General features: G+C 62.4%; 20 protein-coding genes. 9 read left to right on the top strand and 11 right to left on the bottom strand.

The window, feature by feature from the left end:
- Positions 1–4 precede the first annotated feature (4 nt).
- The 7 genes from G3O01_RS30585 to gspG are packed head-to-tail and all read right to left on the bottom strand — an operon-like array spanning position 5 to position 5,147.
- Entirely contained in the window at positions 5–508 is a 504-nt protein-coding gene (locus G3O01_RS30585; RefSeq protein WP_205810521.1) for a type II secretion system protein M, read from the bottom strand.
- Entirely contained in the window at positions 505–1,878 is a 1,374-nt protein-coding gene (gspL, locus tag G3O01_RS30580) for a type II secretion system protein GspL (RefSeq protein WP_205810519.1), read from the bottom strand. The genes G3O01_RS30585 and gspL overlap by 4 nt, the downstream gene beginning before the upstream one ends.
- Positions 1,879–1,906: 28 nt before the next feature.
- The gene (gspK, locus tag G3O01_RS30575) at positions 1,907–3,013 is read right to left on the bottom strand and encodes a type II secretion system minor pseudopilin GspK (protein WP_241024379.1); all 1,107 of its coding nucleotides are present in this window, start codon (positions 3,011–3,013) and stop codon (positions 1,907–1,909) included.
- Between the two features lie 10 nt (positions 3,014–3,023).
- Positions 3,024–3,728, bottom strand: coding sequence for a prepilin-type N-terminal cleavage/methylation domain-containing protein (locus G3O01_RS30570; protein ID WP_205810518.1), 705 nt, complete (start codon positions 3,726–3,728; stop codon positions 3,024–3,026).
- The gene (gene gspI / locus G3O01_RS30565) at positions 3,706–4,137 is read right to left on the bottom strand and encodes a type II secretion system minor pseudopilin GspI (RefSeq protein ID WP_277403060.1); all 432 of its coding nucleotides are present in this window, start codon (positions 4,135–4,137) and stop codon (positions 3,706–3,708) included. Before gspI ends, G3O01_RS30570 begins: the two co-directional genes overlap by 23 nt.
- The gene (locus tag G3O01_RS30560; RefSeq protein WP_205810516.1) at positions 4,137–4,634 is read right to left on the bottom strand and encodes a GspH/FimT family pseudopilin; all 498 of its coding nucleotides are present in this window, start codon (positions 4,632–4,634) and stop codon (positions 4,137–4,139) included. Before G3O01_RS30560 ends, gspI begins: the two co-directional genes overlap by 1 nt.
- A 36-nt stretch (positions 4,635–4,670) precedes the next feature.
- Positions 4,671–5,147, bottom strand: coding sequence for a type II secretion system major pseudopilin GspG (gene gspG, locus G3O01_RS30555; protein WP_205810505.1), 477 nt, complete (start codon positions 5,145–5,147; stop codon positions 4,671–4,673).
- A 170-nt stretch (positions 5,148–5,317) separates the two neighbouring features.
- Here gspG and G3O01_RS30550 point away from each other — a divergent pair, with 170 nt between their 5' ends.
- On the top strand, positions 5,318–5,731 hold the full coding sequence (locus G3O01_RS30550; RefSeq protein ID WP_205810502.1) for a type II secretion system protein N: 414 nt from the start codon (positions 5,318–5,320) through the stop codon (positions 5,729–5,731).
- Between the two features lie 76 nt (positions 5,732–5,807).
- Here G3O01_RS30550 and gspF read toward each other — a convergent pair whose 3' ends face one another.
- Genes gspF through gspD form a run of 3 tightly spaced genes read right to left on the bottom strand, consistent with a single transcriptional unit; the run spans position 5,808 to position 10,850 of the window.
- Positions 5,808–7,025, bottom strand: coding sequence for a type II secretion system inner membrane protein GspF (gene gspF / locus G3O01_RS30545; protein WP_205810499.1), 1,218 nt, complete (start codon positions 7,023–7,025; stop codon positions 5,808–5,810).
- 4 nt (positions 7,026–7,029) lie between these two features.
- Complete coding sequence (gene gspE / locus G3O01_RS30540) at positions 7,030–8,499, bottom strand: type II secretion system ATPase GspE (protein ID WP_205810596.1); 1,470 nt, start codon at positions 8,497–8,499, stop codon at positions 7,030–7,032.
- A 44-nt stretch (positions 8,500–8,543) separates the two neighbouring features.
- Positions 8,544–10,850, bottom strand: a complete 2,307-nt coding sequence (gene gspD / locus G3O01_RS30535) for a type II secretion system secretin GspD (RefSeq protein WP_205810486.1) — start codon at positions 10,848–10,850, stop codon at positions 8,544–8,546.
- A 513-nt stretch (positions 10,851–11,363) separates the two neighbouring features.
- On the opposite strand from gspD, the gene G3O01_RS30530 reads away from it, so the two are divergent.
- Together G3O01_RS30530 and G3O01_RS30525 are read left to right on the top strand one after the other, a co-directional pair.
- Complete coding sequence (locus G3O01_RS30530; protein WP_205810473.1) at positions 11,364–11,807, top strand: lytic transglycosylase domain-containing protein; 444 nt, start codon at positions 11,364–11,366, stop codon at positions 11,805–11,807.
- A gap of 186 nt (positions 11,808–11,993) precedes the next feature.
- A complete protein-coding gene (locus tag G3O01_RS30525; RefSeq protein ID WP_205810470.1) occupies positions 11,994–13,262 on the top strand; it encodes a GTP-binding protein in 1,269 nt (422 codons plus the stop codon).
- Positions 13,263–13,362: 100 nt separating this feature from the next.
- On the opposite strand, the gene G3O01_RS30520 is transcribed toward G3O01_RS30525, so the two are convergent.
- Positions 13,363–13,641 (bottom strand): HU family DNA-binding protein, encoded by a 279-nt coding sequence (locus G3O01_RS30520; RefSeq protein WP_007581741.1) that lies wholly within the window; start codon positions 13,639–13,641, stop codon positions 13,363–13,365.
- 469 nt (positions 13,642–14,110) lie between these two features.
- On the opposite strand from G3O01_RS30520, the gene mnmC reads away from it, so the two are divergent.
- The 6 genes from mnmC (at position 14,111) to G3O01_RS30490 (ending at position 22,288) form a co-directional block, all read left to right on the top strand.
- Positions 14,111–16,078 carry a bifunctional tRNA (5-methylaminomethyl-2-thiouridine)(34)-methyltransferase MnmD/FAD-dependent 5-carboxymethylaminomethyl-2-thiouridine(34) oxidoreductase MnmC gene (gene mnmC / locus G3O01_RS30515; RefSeq protein ID WP_205810467.1) on the top strand — a complete coding sequence of 656 codons (1,968 nt, stop codon included), beginning with the start codon at positions 14,111–14,113 and terminating at the stop codon, positions 16,076–16,078.
- 841 nt (positions 16,079–16,919) lie between these two features.
- Complete coding sequence (locus G3O01_RS30510) at positions 16,920–18,122, top strand: cation:proton antiporter (protein ID WP_205810464.1); 1,203 nt, start codon at positions 16,920–16,922, stop codon at positions 18,120–18,122.
- Positions 18,123–18,243: 121 nt separating this feature from the next.
- Positions 18,244–19,359 (top strand): YbdK family carboxylate-amine ligase, encoded by a 1,116-nt coding sequence (locus G3O01_RS30505; protein WP_205810443.1) that lies wholly within the window; start codon positions 18,244–18,246, stop codon positions 19,357–19,359.
- A 687-nt stretch (positions 19,360–20,046) separates the two neighbouring features.
- Positions 20,047–20,691, top strand: a complete 645-nt coding sequence (locus tag G3O01_RS30500; RefSeq protein WP_205810441.1) for a MarR family winged helix-turn-helix transcriptional regulator — start codon at positions 20,047–20,049, stop codon at positions 20,689–20,691.
- A gap of 145 nt (positions 20,692–20,836) precedes the next feature.
- Positions 20,837–21,550 carry a glutamine amidotransferase gene (locus G3O01_RS30495; RefSeq protein WP_205810438.1) on the top strand — a complete coding sequence of 238 codons (714 nt, stop codon included), beginning with the start codon at positions 20,837–20,839 and terminating at the stop codon, positions 21,548–21,550.
- Positions 21,551–21,565: 15 nt separating this feature from the next.
- Positions 21,566–22,288: an MOSC domain-containing protein gene (locus G3O01_RS30490; protein WP_205810435.1), complete on the top strand. Its 723-nt coding sequence runs from the start codon at positions 21,566–21,568 to the stop codon at positions 22,286–22,288.
- The last annotated feature ends 26 nt before the right edge of the window (positions 22,289–22,314 follow it).

Below are 22,314 nucleotides of genomic sequence, written 5' to 3'. Positions count from 1 at the left end.
GCCGTCATTTGATCGATGCCGGCTGCAGCGCTGCCGTCAGGTCGACCTGTCCGTCCTGCTTCAACGCAGTGACGTGCGTCTCGGACACCTGCACCTTGAACTGCTTGCGCGCATCGTCGAGCCATTCGGTCCATGCGGGAAACGACGCGTTCTTCAACTGGATCTGCACCGCGTTGCCGAGCACCTGAACCTGGGTCGGCGCGAGACCGTGATCGTTGAGCGACGTCGTCAGCGCGTCCTTCAGGGCGCCGCCCGTCGGCGCCACGCCCTGCGCCGCCGCTGATAGCGTGCGCGCCTCGTTCGCCTGTGCCGTCATCTGCGACAGCTGGCGCTGCAGGCTCGGGATCGAGTCGCGCAGCCGCGCGCGGCCTTCCTGTGCGGGCGCCCACAGCACCGACCAGACGATCACCACCGCCAGCACGACACCGCCCCACGTCAGCAAGGCTTTCTCGCGCGGCGTGCGCGCTTCCCAGAATCCGGCCCAGGTGTTCAACAGTTCTGCTTTCATTGTCCGTTCCTGATCGTCCACTTGCCGGTATTGCTGTCGATCGCGCCGTTCAGGCCGTTACGGGTGAGGCGCTGCTGGAAATCCGCGTCGACCTTGACCTCGGGTTTGAACGTCACCGCGAGGCGCCGGTCCTGATAGTCGAGCGCGGCGAGACCGTTGACGGGAATCGGCCCGAGCGAGCGCGCAAGGCCGTCGGCCAGCGACAGGAAATCGTCCGGCGAAAGCTCGCCCGCGGCGACGCGCAGTTGCTGCAACTGGCGCGCCATCTGGTCGGGCGCATCGAGCACGACGGTTGTCTTCGGGAAGGTGTTCAGCAGCAACTCGGTCATCTGCGTGTTGATCGCATCGCGTTGACGCGACAGCATCAGCCATTGCACGTTCGCGCCGATGATCGCGACGACCACCGTGCCGGCCAGCAGCCACAGCGGCAGGCGCAGACGGCGCAGCGTCGCGCGATCGAGCCGCCACGGCTGCACGGCGAATTCGAACTGTGCAAGGTCGAAGCGGCATTGCAGCGCGTTGCGCGCGAGCGTTTCGAACGACAACGGCAGCGCACCCGCAATCGACACACGGCCCGGCTGCGCCGTCGACGCCATGCGCGGCTCGCTGCCGGGCAGATCGACGAGCGTATACAGCGTGACGGGCGCATGGCCCGCGAGCGCCACCACCGTCGCGCCGACGGCGGCTTCCGGCACAGCCAGCCCCTCGCCGAGCGGCCCGCGCGCAAGCGCGAGTTCGACACGCGGCGGAGCGCCATCGACGACACCTTCGCCCAGGACCGCAGCCGTCGACGGCACGACATGGCCCAACACGGCCGCCACCACGGGCGTGAGCGTCGCGAAATCCGGCTCGTCGCCCGGCGGCGCAGCATCGGCGCCGGCCGCAACGGCTTCTTCCGCATGTACCTGCGCGGTTGCGGTGGCCGCAACCGGCTGCGGCAAACAGCGCGCGACAGGCACAGCCTTCACATTGCGATGTCCCGCCGCCGCGAACGTCTCGACGATAAAACGGAACCAGCCGCGATCGACGACGGCCAGCACATGCCGGTTGCCGTCGATCGCTTGCGGATCGAGCGCGATATGGGTGGTCTGCGCATCCTGGATCAGCTGATCTTCGACCACGTTCGGCAGCGCCTGACGCAGGCGCGGACCTTTGAGCGGCGGCACGGTCGCGGCGAGCATCAGACAGTCGCGCGCGGCGAGCATCAGCACGGTCGACCCGGCGCGCGGCAGCAGGCCCGTCGCCGAGCGGCCGGCGCGCTGGACGCGCCCCGATTTGTCGAGCAGCAAAAACGGCAGCTCCGGCAGTTGCCATTCCTGCGACGGCACCGCCGGATCACGCGGCGGCAGAAGAACGATCAGCGTGCTCAAAGGCCACTCTCTCGGGAAATTGCGTTGTTCATAGTTGATCTCGTCCCCATACGATACGCGTCGTATGCGTCAGCGCGTCGCGATAGACGAGGGTGGTGCGATCGACTTCGGCACGCTCGTGCTCGACGCGTCCGTGCACGAGGAAATAGCTGGTGTTCACGTCGAGCTGGTTCGGATCGAACACGAGTTGCTGGACGCCTGCCCCGCGCAGTGCGTTCTGCACATCGCCGACATTGCGGAAGAACACCGTCTCGCGCCGCGCGACGAAGGCCTGCGCATTCGACAGATTCATTCCCGGCACCACGGCCGCGACCACTTCGGCAGGTGCGGTGTTCATGTTGACGGGCGTGTTCGTCGGCAGAACGGTGACGAACGGGCGCAGCCGCGCAACCATCTCCGGCGTGAAACCGGGCACGTCGAGCAACGAATCGACGCCCGTCATCTGCAGCGGCGCGACGGGTGCGTTGTCGTCGGTGTCGTCGATTCCTGGCTGATTGGTGTAATTGCCGCCGCCAGTTGCACCGCCTTGCATTTGCGTGGGGTCGACGGTGGCGCCGTTCCCGGACGTCTGAAAACGGGTTGCCGATTGCCGCAGTCCCGCGCGCAATTGCAGCGCCGTGGTTTTCGCGAGTTGTCCGTTGATGCCGAGCAGCTGCAGCAGACGCTGGAACGATTGAACCTGCTGGATGTTCGGCGTCAGCACACCCGGCACCGCTGTCGACACGAGATTACGCAGATTGAACTTCGCCTGCGCATCTTCGATGGAACCGGAGATGTACGTCGCCGCGCCTTCCTCCGCACGCACTTCGCCAATCTGCCCGAGAAAATCCGAAAGCCGCGTGCGCGCAATCGGCACGCCCCAGACGCCGCCGAGATACGTGATCCCCGCCGACGTATCGCCTTCCGAACGAAGAATCAGACGCGTCCAGTCGAGCGCGCCGCGCGACACCCAATGCGCCTGCGCCAGCAGCCGCTGGTTTTCGATGCGCCGGATCTGCACCTGCTCTCGCCAGATCATCCCGGACACGAGAATCGCCGACAGCGCGACCACCAGCAGCGCGCTGATGATGGCAGCGCCGCGCTCGCGTCGAGCCGGACGGTTCGCACGTTTCGGACGGGCAGGGCGAAAGCGCATGTTCAGAAACTCACTCCCCAACGAGAAAAACACGGGTGACCGGCCGCGCAAGCGAATTCGCGCCGATGCTCACCTCCAGCCCCGTCACCGACCTCGGCAGCGGCGCATTGCCGAGCTGAGGCACCTTCAGATTGTTGTCGTTCTCGGTAATCGCCGACTGCACGTCTTTCATCTGCGTCGTCCAGCCGACCTTGGGCACATACAGCCGCGCGGTAATCGCGCCGACGCCGCCCATCAACGGCACAGAATTCCAGTTCTCGTTCTCCGAGCCACCGAGCGCGCGACGCACCTCGCCGATGTTCGCAAGCGGCGGCGACGCATAGCGGATGATGCGCCCTTCGATAATCCGGTACCGCACGACGACGAGCCTCGGCGGCGAGCCCGGCGCCCGCAAATATCGAACGATCTGCAGCGCATTGCCGTTCACCGCGACGGCGGGTTCACCCGCTTCGTCGTCGGAAGCGGCGTTGCGCACGTCGATGCGCATCTGATCGAAGAACTGCGCGAATACGCGCTCGTCTTCCATCGCATTCGTGATCGTCTGCCGTCCGCGGATGATCTGGTCGAGTCCGCGCCAAGACAGCACGGCAATCACGGCCAGAATCGCAATCGCGACCAGCAGTTCGATCAGCGTGAAGCCGCCCGCTGTCTTCCTGAGCAGCGGTGAACGGCGCGCGCGCGACCGCGCAACCTCAGAGCGAGCGGTTCGTTTCATTCGCGATCACCGTCACCAACTGCGCGAGGTTGCCCGGCCTGCCGGGCGACGTCACCGAAACCTCGACGCGTCGAAACACCGGGTTCGGCGTTGCGCTCACGTTTTCCGTGCAAACCAGTTGCAGGTTGCCCTGCGAACAGTCGAAACTCTGCGAGCCAAGCTCTGGCCACGCGTGTGCCAGATGCAGCTGGGCGAGCGCGTTATCCGCGCTCCAACCCGCGAGCAGGCGGCGGTGCAAATCGGCTTCGCCCGTCGCCAGACTGCCGACCGCGCGCAGCGACGCCGCCAGCGCGACCGCGATGATCGTCAGCGCAACCAGCACTTCGATCATCGTGAAACCTCTGACGCGTTTGCGATTCACGTTATCCACAGCGCCGCGCACGCGGCGAAAAACAGGCGCGCATCGCATCAACGCACCTCGTAACGGCCATTGCCCGTGCCGATGATCGTCACGCGCCCGACAGCGGAAAAAAGCGTCACCTGCACGGGCGTATCGATACTTTCAGTGCCGAACACGATGCGGTCCGAATGCGTATCGGAGCCGGGATAATCGATTGCCACGCCCGTCACGCCGCCTTCCCAGCGACGCGGCCCAAGCAGGTCGTCGCGCAACGGACGCCAGCCGTCGTTCGTATGGATATCGAAACGAAAGCCGCCGTCTAGCGGCAACCATGAAATAGGGCGCGCGCGAACTTGAGCTTCATCGCCCGCCGATTCGAACAGCAGCGCGAGCCGCTGCGCTTCTTCGTTCAGGTCGGTGCGCGGATTGCGGGTCAGCGACAACGACGTCAGCGACACCAGCAAGCCCGCAATCACCAGCACGACCAGCATTTCGAGCAGCGTGAAACCGCGCTGGCGCTCACGCGCCCGGGCAGCTTCACGACGAACGCAGTAGTGCAATTGCATGGTGCCGGTGACGAACGTTATCGATCTGAATGCCGCTTATTGCCACGAGCCGACGTCGGCATCGTTGCCTTCGCCGCCCGCCTTGCCATCCGCGCCGTAGCTGAACACGTCGATCTCGCCGTGCACGCCCGGATTCAGATAGTTGTACGCGTTGCCCCACGGATCATTCGGCAGGCGCTCCAGATAGCCTCCGTCCTTCCAGTTGTTCGGCACCGGGTCGGTAGACGGCTTTTCGATCAGCGCACGCAGGCCTTGTTCCTGGGTCGGATAGCGGCCATTGTCGAGACGATAGAGTTTGAGCGACTGCATGATGGTGCCGATGTCCTGCTTCGCGGCGACACGACGCGCTTCGTCCGGACGGCTCATGATCTTCGGCACGATCAGCGCGGCCAGAATGCCGAGAATCGCGATCACGACCATGATTTCGATCAGCGTGAACCCGCGTTGACGACGGGTGCGCAGGCCCGCGCGCATAGCCGCGATCTCGGTGCGGCGACTGGTCCACATTTGCATAGCTTGCTACCTCGTTTGAATGAGTTGTCGATCGATCGGACGTCATGTAATGCATTGAGAATGCAGCACTCTGCACGTCCGGTCGGTCATTTTAATGTCATGCAGTTGAAGGCTTCCGAACTGCCGTTCTGTATGCCGCAAAACTCGCAATAATCCGTACAATCACAGCCATGAACGCACTCCAGATCCGCCTGATTTCGCTCGCCGTCTTCGCCGTGTTCTGCGCGACGCTCACTTACTGGGTCGTCACGCTCACGTCGCATTCCGGTGCGCCCGTGCCCGCCGCCGCCGTGCGCGCGCCCGTTTCGACGGACCAGGCGGCGACGCTGTTCGGCGGCCAGCTCACGCGCACTGCGAATCAGGACATCCATCTGTTCGGCATTCTCGCGCTCTCGCAAGGCGCCGCTGCCATCATCAGCACGGGCGGCGAACCGCCGCGCGCCGTGTCGCTGGGCAGCATGATCATGCAAGGCGCCAAGCTTTCCGAAGTGCGTCCCCGTTCGATCATCATCGACCGCAACGGCTCTCACTCCGAAGTTTTCCTTCCCGCCAACGCGCCCGGCCCGACCATCTACGTGCGCTGATTTCATTCTCTGCCGCGCCGATCTTGACGGAAAGCATCGGCCCGGCTTGCAAGTCTTTCGTGCGCTTACGCCGGCGTCATTGCACCAGGTTGTTCAACTCGATGATCGGCAGCATCACCGCGAGCACGATCACCAGCACCACGCCACCCATCGCCAGAATCAGCAGCGGCTCCAGCAGGCTCGTCAGGAACATCGTGCGCCGTTCGAGTTCGCGTGCTTCGCCTTCGGCTGCGCGATCGAGCATCGTCGTCACGTCGCCGGTTGCTTCGCCTGAACGGATCAGGTGCACGAGCACGGGCGGAAACGTCTTCGTATTGCCGAGCGCGCGTGACAGCGACGTGCCTTCGCGCACGCGCACGATCGCGTCTTCGATATTGCCGCGCATCGCCTTGTTGCTCAGCGTTTCGCTTGCAGCCTGCAAGGCGCGCAGGATCGGTACGCCCGCTGCCGTGAGAATGCCGAGCGTGCTGGCAAAACGAACCGTGTTGTAGCCGCGCACGAGCTTGCCGAAGAGCGGGGCGGTGAGCGTCCAGCGATCGAACGCGAGACGTGGTCCGGGCTGCGACAGTATTGCGCGCACTATGTAGATCACGATCACCAGCGCGATCAGCACCGCCCACCACCAGTTACGCACGAAACTGGAGAGCGCCATCATCATCACGGTGAGGATTGGCAGCTGTTGCTTCGTGCTCGCGAACACGTTGACGACCTGCGGCACGACATAACTCAACAGGAACGTGACGATGCCAAACGCGATGATCGTGACGATGGTCGGATACGTGAACGCCAGCACGATCTTCTGCTTGAGCGCGTTACGTTGCTCGATGTAATCGGCGAGGCGCGACAGCACGAGTCCGAGCTTGCCCGTATGTTCGCCTGCTGCGACGAGCGCGCGGTAAATCTCGGGAAAATCTTTCGGATGCTGCGACAGCGCATTCGCGAGCGAATGTCCGCCCAGCACTTCCGCGCGAATCGCAGCCATCAGTTCGCGAATGTAGTCGCGCTCCGATTGCTCGGTGAGAACCGAAAGCGCTTCGTCGAGCGGCAGACCGGCGATCAAAAGACTCGCGAGTTGTCGCGTGAGAATCGCCTGTTCGCGCTGCGACAACTTGCGTCCCAGCGACAGACGCTGACTGCGCTCACCGCGCGTTCGCGTCGCGGCCGGTTCGACGACGAGCGGCGTCAGACCTTGCGTGCGCAACTGCGTGCGCGCGCCGCGTGCGCTGTCCGCGTCGAGCACGCCTTTTTGCGCCTTGCCGGCAGCATCGATCGCTTCGAAACGGAATGCGGGCATTCGATCAGACCCCGCCCGTCACGCGGATTACTTCTTCGAGCGACGTCATGCCCGATGCGAGCCAGCGTTCGCCGTCCTCGCGCAACGTGCGCATGCCTTGCTCGCGACCGGCTTCGAGAATCTCGGCGTCGGCTGCATTGCGGTGGATCAGCGTGCGGATCGATTCGTCGACGTTCAGCAGCTCGTACACGCCGCGCCGTCCCGCATATCCCGAATGTCCGCATTTGTCGCAACCGACGGGATGCCAGAGCTTGCGGCCGTCTTCCTCTTCGCGCTCTTCCTTGCACACGGGGCACAAACGCCGCACCAGCCGTTGCGCGAGCACGCCGAGCAGCGACGACGCGAGCAGATACGGCTCGACGCCCATATCCGTGAGACGCGTGACGGCGGAAGCGGCGTCGTTGGTGTGCAAGGTTGCGAGCACGAGGTGGCCCGTCAGCGATGCCTGCACGGCAATCTGCGCCGTTTCCAGATCGCGGATTTCACCGATCATGATGATGTCCGGATCCTGACGCAGAATCGAACGCAGCGCGCGCGCGAAGGTCATGCCGATCCGCTCGTTGACCTGCGTCTGGCCGATGCCCGACAGGTCATATTCGATCGGATCTTCGACGGTCATGATGTTCGTCGTCGCCGTTTCGAGCCGCGACATCGACGCATACAGCGTCGTGGTCTTGCCCGAGCCCGTCGGGCCCGTGACGAGCACGATGCCGTGCGGGCGCGAGATCAGTTTGTCGAACTGCGCGAGCGTGTCGGACGCCATGCCGAGTGCTTCGAGATTCAGCCGCTGCGCATCCTTTTCCAGCAGACGCAGCACCGCGCGTTCGCCGTGACCTGTCGGCAGTGTCGACACGCGCACGTCGACAGGACGACCGCCTACGCGCAATGTAATACGGCCATCCTGCGGCAGACGCTTCTCGGCAATGTCGAGCTGCGCCATGATCTTGATCCGCGAAATCAGCGCGCCGTGCAGCGCTTTCTTCGGACGCACGACATCGCGCAACGTGCCGTCGACGCGAAAACGCACCACGGACGCATTCTCGAACGGCTCGATGTGAATATCCGACGCCTGTTCACGCGCCGCTTGCGTGAGCAGCGCGTTGATCATGCGGATGATCGGCGCGTCGTCTTCGGATTCCAGCAGGTCTTCCACTTCGGGAATGTCCTGCATCAGACGCGACAGATCGACTTCGCCTTCCACTTCACCGACCACTTGCGCCGCACTGCCGTCCTGGCGCGAATAGGCCTGATTGATTGCCTGCGAAAGTTCATCCGCTTCGAGCCGCACCACCGACACCGCGCCAAAATTGCGTGCGACTTCCGCGAGCGCGGCCTGGCTGGTGCGCTCGCTGATCCACACTTCCATCGAATCGGCGTGCTGATGCGCAACCAGAATCTGGCCGCTTTTCGCGAAGCCATACGGCACCAGTCGCGCGGCAAGCGCAGAGGGCGGCTCGCGATGCGCTCCGCCCATCGCCGCTGAATCGAGCGGCGCGCTGCCGGGCGCGTGTGGCGTGCTCACGGCTGCACCCCTTGTGTGCCCGTGGACGGTTGCGGTTGCATTTGCGGCTGCGGTTGCGGCGCGTTCGCCGGCGGCTGAACGCCGAGCGCCTGTTGACGCCGCATATTGTCGAGATCGAACAGATTCAACGGCGAGCCGCCCTGGCTCGGGCCAAGCGGCATAGGCGGCACGACCGGGTCATCCTTGTCCTTCATCAGGTTGTTGTCGGACTTGTACGCGCCCGTCACGCCCTGAATGTAGTCATAGCGATTCGACGTCACCGCTTGCGCCGTTTCGCGGTCAGCGATGATCACAGGACGCAGGAACACCAGCAGATTGGTCTTCGTACGCGTCTTGTTTTCCGAGCGGAACAGCTGACCGATCCACGGGATGTCGCCGAGCAGCGGCACCTTGCTGTTGCTGACCTGGTAGTTATCCTGCATCAGGCCGCCCAGCACGATGATCTCGCCGTTATCGGCGAGCACGGTCGACTGGATCGAGCGCTTCGTGAATTCGGGGCCGGCCGGATTCGTGTTGACGTTGGTCGTGCCCGTCACGATCGCCGAATCTTCCGTGTACAGCTGAAGCTTCAGGATGCCGCCGTCGGTGATCTGCGGCTTGATGTGCAGTGTCAGACCGATATCGATGCGGTCGAACGTGTTGAACGCCGTCGTCGCCGTGCTGCTCGTCAGGTTCGAATACGAGCCCGTCTGGATCGGCACGTTCGTCCCGACGACGATCTTCGCTTCCTGGTTGTCGAGCGTGATGAGGTTAGGCGTGGACAGCACATTCGCATCGGCCGTCTGCGACAACGCCTGCAGCAACGCGCCAAGCCCGCGCACGCCGAAGATGTTGCTCACGTAGCCGAGATTCAGACCCTGCTGGAGATTCGACGCTGCCAGCCCGGTAGCCAGGCCGCCCGTCGCGGCATTGGCGGCCGCCGCTGCCGTCAGATTGATAATACTGTTGCCATTGCCGGTTGCGAGATTGGTGCCCGCGAGCACATTGCCGCTCCCGATTTGCCACTGGATACCCAGGTTGGCGTTCGTGTTCGAGTTCAGCTCGACGATCAGCGCTTCGATATAGACCTGCGGGCGACGCACGTCGAGCTGGTCGATCACGGTGCGCAGGTTGCGATAGACAGGGTCGGACGCAGTGATGATCAGCGAGTTCGTCGCCGCGTCGGCCTGGATCATGCCGCCGGGCTGATTGTCTTCGTTGCTGTTTTCCTTCTCGCCGAGAAAGTCCGAGTTGCCGCTGTTGCCCTGGCCGCCATAGCCGCCACCGCCGGCGCCACCGCCCAGCGGATTGCCGCCCATCGACGAGGACGAGCCGCCCATTGAACCCGACGGCAGGGGCGGGCTGCCCGAGGTCCCTGTCGACGAAGGCGAGTTGTTCTGGTTGAACGAATTCGCAGCGTTGCTGCCACCCGACGAAGACGACGACGAGTCGTTACCGCCGCCACCCTTGCCGAGCATGCCGCGCAGCGTCTTCGCGAGACGCACGGCGTCGGCGTTGCGCAGCGACACGACGTGCATGTTGCCGGGCTGGGCGGTTGCCGCATCCAGTTGCTTCGCGAGCGACTTCGCCGCGGCGAGACGGCCCGCGTTCGACGCGCGCAGCAGCAGCGAGTTGGTGCGCGGGTCGGCCTGGACGGACACCTTGAGCGTCGCGTCGGTGTTGCCGATCGAGCCGGGATCGAGCATCTTCGCCATCTGTTGCGCGACGTCGATCGCATTCGCGTTCTTCAGCGGCACGACCTGCACCTGCTGGCCCGCCGCCGTATCGACACCCGCGATGATCTGCGCAATGCGGCGCACATTGTCCGCGTAGTCGGTAACGACGATCGTGTTGTTCGACGGATAGGCGGCAACCGTGTTGTTCGGCGAAATCAGCGGACGCAGCACGGGCAACAGATTGTTGGCCGATTCATTCCTCAGCTGGAACACCTGCGTGATGACCTGATCGCCGCGCGCCGCGGGCGCATTGCCGACATAGGTCGGCACGCCTTGCAGCTTCGCGTCCGCTTCAGGCACCACCTTCAGCACACCGTGATCCTGCACGAGCGAAAAGCCCTGCATCCTCAACGCGGATTGCAGCGTCTTCAGCGCCTGATCTTCCGGAACCGGGTTCTCGGAGACGAGGTTCAGCTGCCCTTTTACGCGCGGGTCAACGATGATCGTTTTACCCGTCGCCGCACCAATCGCCCTCGCCACCTGATCGATATCGGCGTTGACGAAATTGAGCGTCACCTGGGCGTGGGCGATCTGCGTAGTGATCATGCCAGCGACCAGCAACGCTGTCGCGACGCGACGCAATGCCATACGATTTCTTCTCATGGATGTGATTTCGAAGCCGACGTTGTGATCCGCCGACGGTCATGCACAGTGGACGACCGGCCGACACCCAGTCGTCCTCGGTCTGACAAGGCTCTCCGTGGCAGCCAGTGCCAAGAATGCCTTTCCTCCCTGTAACCGAAAACAACGAACAGTAACAGCTTTTCATGTCGGAAATGTCACAAAACCAGCTAGTCCCGTGAGATTCCTCTAACCTTTGCCGTCCAACGTTCGTCGAATTGCGTATTCTGTTAAGTTCTTGAAAGTTTTGCGTCCTACACCAAGGCGCAGCAGGCGACGCATTTGGCCGCAAGTTACTCGCTTATGTCGGCTGGCCAACTTTGAGGCGTCATGTCCTGCCGGTATCATACGGTCGGATCGAAGCTCAGAGTGTGATCAAAACAGCGGGTTTTCCCGAGTACTGTCCCGCCGGAAATGGGTTTCGTGTCGTCTTTACCGTTCTATTGTTTAGGAATCGAACATAGTTCGTCATCTTGACCGATGAAGCCGATCGCCGTCACTGTCGCCGTTGGGTTTGCCGCGCTGCTGGGCGCCGGGTCCGCACGCGCCGACTGCTTCGACGAAGCGGCGAATTATCAGAAGGTCAACCCGCTGATCCTGCGCGCCATTGCCTGGCAGGAATCGCATAACCGTCCCACGGCTGTCCACAAGAACGCCAACGGCTCGACCGACTACGGCGTCATGCAGATCAATTCCGTGCATCTGCCCGTGCTCGCGCAATACGGCATCTCGCAAGGCACGCTGATGGAGCCGTGCAAGAACGTGTACATCGCCGCCTGGCATCTGCGCCAGAAGATGAACAAGTACGGCAACACGTGGGCGGCTGTCGGTGCGTATCACTCGGAAACGCCAAACTTGCGCGACGAGTACGCGCGGCAGATCGTGGCGATCCTGCGTAAGTGGAATCTGATGCCCGGCAAGTAGCCGGTACCCGATAGTTGAGCACGTTGAGCACGCGCAGTCGTCCCGCTCACGTCGTCACCGCGCCAACCAAAGGCGTCGCTTCTCTCCAGTTGATGCACAATGCGGCTTCGTGCTGCCGCCGTCACGCGTCCGTTCGGGCGTTCGACGCGCGCATGCGTCATTCACTCTCAAGCTTTCCGTACCGCGATGAACCAGCCGCTTTTGCCCGTCACCGTGATCTCCGGTTTTGTGGGCGCTGGCAAGACCGCGCTCGTCGATCAGATTCTGTCGAACCGCGCCGGCCCGCGCGTTGCGGCGATCGTCACCGATCTCGCCGCCGTGCGTCTCGACATCGACAACGCTGCGCCCGCGTCTTCGTCCGCCTCGCAGATTGAACTGCCGAATGGTTGTCTTTGCGTGCAGGCAGGTGAAGATCTGCTCGAACAGCTTGCCGACCTGGCGTCGGCGAACCGCTTCGATGCCATCGTCATCGAAGCGGCCGCGACCGACGAGCCGATCAACCTCGTCGAGTCGATCCTCGAAGACGAATCGCTCGCCACACTTGTACGCGTCGATACCGCTGTGACGGTGATCGATGCAGCGGCCTTTCTGCAAGACTACGCATCGACGGCTGCGCTGTCCGAGCGCGGCATGGCCGCTTACGAAGACGATGATCGCACCGTCGTTGAAGTGCTCATCGAGCAGGTCGAGTTCTGCGATGTGTTCGTCATCAACAAGGCGGACCTCGTATCGTCCGACGACCTCGCGCATCTTCAGTCGATCCTCGCGGCGCTCAATCCGCGCGCTGCGCAGATCGTCGGCAGTTACGGCAATGTCTCTTTCGAAGAAGTGATCGGCACCGCGCGCTTCGATTACGACGCGACGTCGAATGCCGCGGGCTGGCTTGTGTTACTGCACGATCCTGCTAGCCATGAACACGAAAGCAGCGGGCAGGGCGTTGGGCATCTCGTGTATCGCGCGCGCCGGCCGTTTCATCCCGAGCGTCTATGGGCGTTGCTGCATGAGGAGTGGAAGGGCGTACTGCGCGGCAAAGGCTTCTTCTGGCTCGCGACGCGCAATGAGATCGGCGGCTCGCTCGCGCAAGCGGGCGGCGCATGCCGGCCGGCTCCGGCAGGAACGTGGTGGGCCGCGCAGGATCGCAGCGAATGGCCCGAAGGCGATGACGAACTGCTCGAAGAAATCGCCGCCGACTGGTACGGCGATGCCGACGACTTCACGATTGGCGACCGTCGTCAGGAACTGGTGTTGATTGGCGTCGACATCGATCCGGCGCAATGGCGCGCGAAGTTCGACGCATGTCTTCTGACGGATGACGAATACGCGTTGGGCGCGCAAGGCTGGCTCGAGCTGGCCGATCCGTTCCCTGCATGGGATCTCGAAGACGACGATCACGATCACGATCACGACCATCATCACGACCACGATGATGACGGCCATCATCATCACCATCATTGAACGCGATGGATACTTGAGTTGACCTGACTGACACCCGTCGTCGAAACGCAGACGAAAAAAAACCCGCCGACGGCGGGTGTCAACAACTCAGCGCTGATGCTTAGCGCTTGTTGACTGCGTCCTTGAACGCCTTGCCAGCCGTGAACTTAACGGTCTTTGCGGCCGGAATCTTGATGGTTTCGCCCGTCTTCGGGTTGCGGCCCGTACGTGCTGCGCGCTTGCCCGAACCGAAGCTGCCGAAGCCGATCAACTGGACTGCATCACCCTTCGCCACAGCCTTCTTGATAACTTCAAGCAGCGTGTCCAGCGTTTCGCCGGTTTGAGCCTTGCTGGCGCCCGTCTGACCTGCGACGGCGTCGATCAGTTCCTGTTTGTTCATTAAGGTTCCTTTCTGGTTTAGGTTGACACGAACAGCGCGAACGCGCCGATTATACGTGCGCGCGCCGCGCCGTCGAGCAGCGACGGCTCGGGAATACCCCCGACTCCCGCGGCGCGCCTGGCACCGCGCAGTGCACCGTGCTGCCGCTTCCCTCGCGGCGCTTGCTATGATAGCGCAGCGCAAACCCAATCTGGATAAGGGTTTCGAAGAATTACACGCTGCAACGCCTGATACAGCATGGAAAACAGCATTTTTGCCATGCAGAGCATCCAATAGATGCTATCCGAGTCGCCCAAAGCCCCGTCAGCGTTGGTTTTTGCCAACGTTCAACATGGCTCCGACGGGCTGACAACCCCGTCTGGAGGGGCTGTGACGGGTGTCGGCAAGGGGCGCCGGCCGCAAATTCGCGTCTCGCGTCAGCGCGTAATCGTCGCCCCCGTTCTCTTCCTTGCACAGCATTTCATCGCGCATGACCGACCCGCTCGTTCCCGCCATCCTCGCGTTTCGCGACAACGGCACGCCGTATTCGCCGCTCCATGACGACATCTATCACAGCGCTGTCGGTGGACTTGCGCAGGCGGAATATGTCTTCCTGAAAGGCAATCAACTGCCTGAGCGCTGGCAAAAACGGCGCGTGTTCACCGTGCTGGAAACGGGCTTCGGCATGGGAATCAACTTCCTCGTGACATGGGCCGCGTGGCGCGCGGATCCCGATCGTTGCGAGCGCCTGCACTTCGTATCGACCGAAAAGCATCCGTTCTCGCGCGACGATCTGGTTGCAGTAAGCGCAGTAGCCGTTGCGGACACATCGATCTCGCAGCTCGCCCAACAGCTCGCCGATGCATGGCCCACACTCGTGCCTGGCACGCACCGGCTCGAGTTCGACGAAGGGCGCGTGACGCTTACGTTGGTATTCGGCGATGCCGCTCAAATGCTGCACACGCTCTGGCTGCGCGCCGACGCTTTCTATCTGGATGGCTTCTCGCCGTCGAAAAATCCCGAGCTGTGGACGCCTGCGATCTTCAAGTCGCTCGCACGTCTTGCTGGCGATGAAGCCACCTTCTCGACTTACACAAGTGCTGGCGATGTGAAACGCGGCATGCAGCAAGCAGGATTCGAATACAAAAAGATCGACGGCTTTGGATGGAAACGCGCGATGCTCGTCGGACGTTTTGCCCCGCGCTATCGCGTGCGCCGTCACGAACCGCCGTTGCCGCTCGCTATCGATGAACGCCATGCAATCGTGATCGGAACCGGGCTCGCCGGATGCGCGGCGATCGAGCGTCTCACGGCGCGCGGCTGGCGCGTCACGTCGCTCGAACGGCATGCGGGCGTCGCGCGCGATGCATCGGGCAACCCCGCCGGGGTGTTTCATCCGATGATGTCGCGCGACGACAGCGTCGGTTCTCGCATCACGCGCGCAGGCTTTCTTTATGCATTGCGGCAATGGTCGGCGCTCGAGCAACGTGGATATCGTCCGTTGCGCGGGCCGGAAGGCCTGTTGCAAATCGCCGCCGATGACGAAGAAGCGGCCGCGATGGCGCAGGCGTTCGCATCGTTTGCGTATCCGTCGGACTACGTGACAGCCGTTTCCCGCGACGATGCGCAGCGCATTGCGAACCAGCGCGTTGCGCGAGGCGGCTGGTTCTTTCCCCATGGCGGCTGGATCGATCCTGCGTCGCTGTGCGCGGCGCAATGCGAAGCGGCGGGCGGCTTGCTGGAACGCCGCTTCAATGTGGAGGTTGCGCGTATCGAACGCATTGAAAATCAATGGATTGTGTTCGATATGCAGGGCGTTGCAATTGCCAGCGCGCCTGTCGTGATCTTTGCGAACGCACATGAAGCGGCGCGTGTCGCGGGCTTGCGCCATGCGTCGACGCGCAGCGTGCGCGGTCAATTGACTCTGCTGCCCAACGATGCGGCGAGCGCATTGCATGTGCCCGTGATCGGCGAGGGATACGCCGTACCGCTGCCCAATGGCGTGACGCTGACGGGCGCGACCTATGACATCGACGACCCTGACACCCGCATACGCAACGAAGCACACGTGGAAAACATCGAGCGACTCGCACAGATGCTGCCCGACATGCGCGACGCGCTCGATGCGCACGCGCCTTCATCGCTGACAGGACGCGTCGCGTTTCGCTGCGTGACAAGCGACCGTCTGCCGATGATCGGCGCCTTCGCCGACGAAGCGGCCGCGATCTCTGAAGCAGGCAAGTTGCGCGGCGCATGGCCGCTGGATCTGCCACGCACGCAAGGTCTGTTTGGCGCGTTTGCGTTCGGATCGCGTGGGCTGGTGTGGGCGTCGCTGGGTGCGGAGTTGATCGCTTCGCAGATCGAAGGCGAACCGTGGCCGATCGAGCGCGATCTCGCCGAAGCGCTCGACCCGGCGCGTTTTCTGTTGCGCGTGTTACGCCAGGGCACCGCGAGCTGACTCCGATCTGTGGAAAAGTTATCCACGGCAGTCTGTGGATAACCGGGAAAAATGCGGGCGAAACTCGTGTGGAATCGATGTGGACGTAAACGGGGTAACTCGACAAACGTTAACCCAGGCCCAAAAGTTATCCAGCGAACACAATCGTGCATGCACATCTGGCGCATCCGGTTATGCGTTCGGCAAGATGCTGATTTGTTTCGGTAAACACGGGTTATCCACAGAAAGTGGGTGCCTTTGTTAACTTCTACTACGTATACATACAGTAAACCTATTGATGAAAAGCCCGTGGTGCGTCAACCGCGTAGCTTTTTCCTTCGTCGCGCCGGAGGAACGTCAACGCGCGAAGACACTCAAACGCGAACCACCTGCGAAGATGCGCAGCACGCTCGATCCACGCGCACATGTATCGCTCGCAAGGCCGATCTTCTCTGAAATGCCTGCGTTTGCCGGTCGGTTTTTCCTGTTGTCACTAAGTTAGCGTACGTTTTACCGCTTTGAGCGCTTGTTCGACGCTTTTCCGTCAAGTGTAAAAAAGCTATGGCACAATCGCCGTTCTTCCGCGTCGCGTTTTGCCCCTGCAACCGACGCGCCAATGGAACGGTTGCCAGACCCAAAGAATCTGATTCAAAAGTCGACGGCGCTCTTTTCACTCACGTCGGGCCGCCTGTAGTCATGCGGCATCGGCGTGGTCGTTTCAGTTTTTCATCCGATCGTTGACAACCCGCAACGCCGGCAGACGCGAACCGATCGCGGCAACGGATGCGGCGCGCGCCTTGCGTGCCGACGGCGTCCGTCCGCGCGCGTTGCCTGACGTTGCTGCAAAGGAGAAGCCACCACGATGAAGTCGGCGTTTTCATTTTTTCCGGCCTGGCCGCTCACGCCCGATGCGATTTTCTGGGCCGGCCTCGCACTGCTCGCGGCAGGTCTGGTCGGTGAGCTGTGCTATCGCGCGTGGCACTTGCCGCGCATTACCGGCTACGCGGTGATCGGGCTGATCGCGGGCGCAGCGGGATCCGGCGTGATCGATGCGGAATCGGCGAGCACGGCGCGCCCATTGCTCGATGTCGCGCTCGGCCTGCTGCTGTTCGAACTCGGCAGCCGGCTGGATCTGCGCTGGATTCGTCGTAACACATGGCTGATCGTGTCGAGCATCGCGGAGTCCACGCTCACGTTCGTGCTGGTGCTGCTGGTGCTGCTGTTTTTGAATGTTTCGACCGTGACGGCGCTGGTGCTGGCGTCGATCGCGATGGCAACGTCGCCCGCGATGGTGATCCAGCTCAAAACCGAACTGCGCGCAGAAGGGCAGGTCACCCAGCGCCTGATGACGCTGACGGCGCTCAACAGCATGTATGCCGTGGTCATCGAAAAGCTCGCGTCGGGCTGGCTGCATCAGGAAGCGTACGGCAACCTGCTCGCGACGATCGTTCAGCCGCTGTATCTGCTGATCGGTTCGCTGATCCTTGCATATCTGCTCGCGCGCACCATCACGTTCTTTTACAAGCGTGTGAACCTGCAGGACGAGCACTCGTTCGTCGCGCTGTTCGGCCTCGTGCTGCTCGCGATCGCGATCGCGCACATCTTCAAGCTGTCGACGATCCTCGCGCTGCTCGCGGCGGGCATCATCGTGAAGAATCTGGAAGCGCGTCCGCAGCTGTGGCCTGAACATTTCGGCACGGCGGGCTGGCTGCTGACGGTGATTCTGTTCGTGCTGACGCTGACCACGTTCGAATGGCGCGATGTCGCGATGGGCGGTGTCGCCGCGATCGGTCTGATCGTTGCGCGGCTGGTCGCCAAGCTGATCGGCGTGCTCGCGTTCGCCAAGCCCAGCGGGCTGAACATGAAGCAGGGCATGGCACTCGGGCTGTCGCTGTCGCCGATGTCGGCGCTCGCGTATCTGCTCGTCGACGACACCTACGAGCTCTATCCGAATTCCGACCCGATGCTGCGCGCGGTCATCATGTGCTCGATCGTCGTGCTGCAACTGGTCGGCCCGTGGCTCGTGTACCGCTCACTTGCGCTCGTGGGCGAACGCCGCGAGTAAGCCCAACGGGCACTCCGTATTTCGCATGCAGCGCTCCAGCGTCTAGCTGCAGCGCTCGACAGTCAATCCGGCCGGCGCCGCCCGCAGCGGGCGCCCACGCCGACATGAATCAGGAAACGCCATGTCACTCGAAGCCTTCATCGATTCGAAACCGTTCACCTTCGGTGTCGAACTCGAGATGCAGATCGTCAATACCCATGACTATGATCTGACCAAAGCGGGGACAGACCTGCTCCGGCTCATCAAGGACGAAAAGATCCCGGGCAACATCACGCCCGAAATCACCGAGAGCATGATCGAGCTGTCGACGGGCATCTGCACGACGCACGAACAGGCGGTTGCCGATCTGCGCACGATCCGCGACGTGCTCGTCGCCGCGGCCGACCGGCTGAATGTGGGCCTGTGCGGCGGCGGCACGCACGCGTTCCAGCAATGGAGCGAACGCAAGATCGTCGACACGCCGCGCTTTCAATACCTTTCGGAACTCTACGGATACCTTGCCAAGCAGTTCACCGTGTTCGGCCAGCACGTGCATATCGGCTGCCCGGATGCCGACAGCGCGCTGTTTCTGCTGCATTCGATGTCGCGCTACATTCCGCACTTCATCGCGCTGTCGGCGTCGTCGCCGTTCGTGCAGGGCGTCGACACCGGTTTTCACTCGGCACGCCTGAATTCCGTGTTCGCATTTCCGCTGTCGGGCCGCGCGCCGTTCGTTCTCACGTGGGACAGCTTCGAAGAATACTTTTCGAAGATGGTGCACACGGGCGTGGTCAACAGCATGAAGGACTTCTATTGGGATATCCGTCCGAAGCCCGGCTTCGGCACCATTGAAGTGCGCGTGATGGATACGCCGCTATCCGTCGATCGCGCGGCCGCGATTGCGTGCTACATCCAGACGCTCGCGCGTCATCTTTTGCTCGACAAGCCGTTGATGCCGAAGGAAGACGACTATCTCGTCTACACGTTCAACCGGTTCGAGGCCTGCCGTTTCGGTCTGGCGGGAACCTGCATCGATCCGCAGACGGGCGAGCGCCGCACGATTTCGGAAGACATCATTCACACGCTCGAGCGCATCGCGCCGCATGCGGACGCGCTCGGCTCGGGCAAGGCGCTGGAGGAAATCGGCACGATCGCGCGCGGTCAGGTGAACGACGCAACGTGGCTGCGCAATGTGGTCGAACAGGAAAAGTCGCTGCACGAAGCAGTCCGCCAGCAGTGCCTGCAATGGCGCGCCTGAGCCACGCGGCGAAGTGACATGACGCAGTTCGAAGCTTTTTGCTCGCGACGGCAACTGCCTCGCGAATGAGCGACACGTGAAGAAACCCGCTTTTTGCGGGTTTTTTTATTTTTTCGAATGCCGGTAGCGCACCCTTAAGGTTTTCTCAAAGTTTACGTATACAAACGTAGTAGTAGTTAACAAGCATTGCGTTTGCCTGTGGACAACCGAATAATTTCCAGCAAACTCAAGGGGCTGCGTAAACGATAACTGCGCGGATCGGGCGTGCATCCCGGCCGGGAACCCGGGAGAACGTTTCTCAGGTGTGACGCTGTTGTGGCAGTTATCAAGAATCGGCGCACATGTCGTCCCCCGTCTTATCCCGTGGTTATCCACAGATTGCATTGGATAACTTAGCTGTACGATTTGCCGCTCTCGCATAGAATGTCGTTTTTCGTCGTTGCGGCCTGCCAGGGATCACGTCGATGCGTGGCCAAATGAGCAGGGTTCGCAGCACGGCACTGGGTGTTTGCAATGCCTGTGTAAGCGGCCGGTACAAGGCCTGTATCACAGGAAATTTTTGAGATAGTAGGAATCGGCGAGCCGGGTTGACCGGCTTAGCTTCCCCCCACAGACTGTCGGCGCGCCGGCATCGGAAAATCGGATGTCGACGGGCAACGGCACGCTGTCAACAACGAACGAAAGACTATGAGCGAAGGCGTATACGGAGAGCAGGCAACCGGGCGGGTGACCCACAGCCTGCTGCGACTCAGCACGGCCATGCGGAGCCAGGCATGGGAATGGGCGGAAGGCGCGGGTCTGACGCCGACCCAGGGCGAAATCCTGGTGCTGCTGATGCAGCGCAAGGGACCGATGCGTCTCGGCGAAATTGCGCGTGAAACGGCGCTGACGGCGGCCACCACCAGCGATGCCGTGAGCACGCTGGAAAGCAAGGGTCTGGTGGAAAAGCGCCGCGCGCTCGACGACGGCCGCGCGCTGGCCGTGCGTCTGACGGCTCGCGGGCGCACCGCGGCCAAGCGGGCTGCGCAATGGCCTGACTTCCTCGCGAAAGCAGTTGGCACGCTGCGCGACGAAGAGCAGTCCATTTTCTATCGCACGCTGCTGAAAACGGTGCGCCAGCTCGAAGTGCAAGGTCATATTCCGCCGCACCGGATGTGCGTGACCTGCTCGCATTTCGAGCCGAGCAAGAACCCGAAGAAGACGCCGCATCGCTGCATGCTGCTCGATCTGTCGATGTCGGATACCGATCTGCGTCTGGATTGCTCGGTGCACGAAACGGCCGACGCAGCCACGCAGAAAAAGACCTGGAAGATCTTCGCGCAGCAAGCCTGAGTCGGCTAAACTGCGGAGCCGGCCGCCGCTCGCGGGTATCACGCGAGCGCGGCGGGTGAGCTTGCGCCGTCTTGCGCTCGGGCAGACGGCGTGTCTTCCACGCGCTTTGTGGCGCGTTCAGTCAACCTGATGGTGGGATTTGCCGATGCATCACGAAGTTCTGGCCATACGCCATGTGCACTTCGAGGATCTGGGCAGTCTCGAACGGGTGCTCGGCGAACGGGGACGTCCCGTGCGCTATCTGGATGTCGGTTTCGCGCGCATCGAGGCGCCGGATCCCGTCATTCCGTCGCTGATGGTCATTCTCGGCGGCCCCATCAGCGCATACGACGACGACAACTACCCAACCATCGCGCCGCTCGTCGCGATGATCGAAAAGCGTATTGCAGCCGGTCTGCCGACACTCGGTATCTGTCTTGGCGCGCAACTGATCGCGCGTGTACTCGGCGCGCGAGTCTATCCGTCCGGACAGACGGAAATCGGCTGGACGCCGCTGACGCTCACCGAAGCGGGCAAGCAGTCGCCGCTGCACCATCTGGATGCCGCGCATACGTCGATGCTTCATTGGCACGGCGATACATTCGATCTTCCGCAAGGCGCCGTGCATCTCGCGTCGACGCCCGCCTGTCAGAACCAGGCGTTCGCGTGGGGCAAGCATGTGCTCGGCCTGCAATGTCACCCTGAAATCCGCACCGACCGTTTCGAACCCTGGCTGATCGGCAACGCCGGTGAAATCGCGGGTCACGGGATCGACGTGCGCGCACTGCGCGCCGATACCGCGAAGCACGGTCCGAAGCTGGAAATAGCGGCGACCAGCATGTTCGGCGAGTGGCTCGATCAACTGGCCGCGCGGCCCTGAACGAACGGCACGCCTGTGGATCATCGCGTTTTAACTGTCGATGCCGTGCTGACGGGCACGATTGCGCCATTCGGCGACGACCTTTTCGGCAAGACGAGCGCGATCGGCAAAACGCCTGTTGATGGCCGCGTATGGCTCGGCGAAACAGGACTCGAAGGTGATCAGCAAGCCGAACTCAAGCATCACGGCGGCCCGGAAAAGGCGCTGCATCACTATCCGTTCGATCACTACGCAACGTGGCGCAGCGAATGGCAAGCAGGCGCGCTTGGTCTCGCGACGCTCGACGGACGCGGCGCATTCGGTGAAAACATCAGCGTGTGCGGGCTGACGGAAGCAGATGTCTGTGTCGGCGATGTGTACCGGATCGGAGGCGCGATCGTACAGGTATCGCAGCCGCGTCAACCTTGCTGGAAACTGAATCTGCGTTTCGCGCGCGCCGACATGTCGCGCGCCGTGCAGAACACGCGTCGCACGGGCTGGTACTACCGTGTGCTCGAAGCGGGTGAAATCGGTGCCGGCGACACGATCGAGCGGCTCGCGCGTCCTCACGCACAGTGGAGTATCGAACGCCTGTTGCGGGTGTTCTATGTCGATCGCGACGACCGGCATGCGCTTGAACAGATGGCACAACTCGACACGCTCTCGCCATCGTGGCGCAAGACGGCGGCAAAGCGTCTCGAGAGCGGTGAAGTCGAATCGTGGTCGAAGCGCCTCGATACGCCGCACAACCCTGACTGATCCGCCATCTGGTAAAGCCCGCGCGA

Origin of the sequence: Burkholderia sp. Ac-20365 (assembly GCF_017104715.1) — a bacterium.
In the GTDB taxonomy this organism is placed as follows: Bacteria; Pseudomonadota; Gammaproteobacteria; order Burkholderiales; family Burkholderiaceae; genus Paraburkholderia.
Note: the sequence above shows the minus strand (reverse complement) of the source record. Positions and strands in the feature narration are given on the sequence as shown.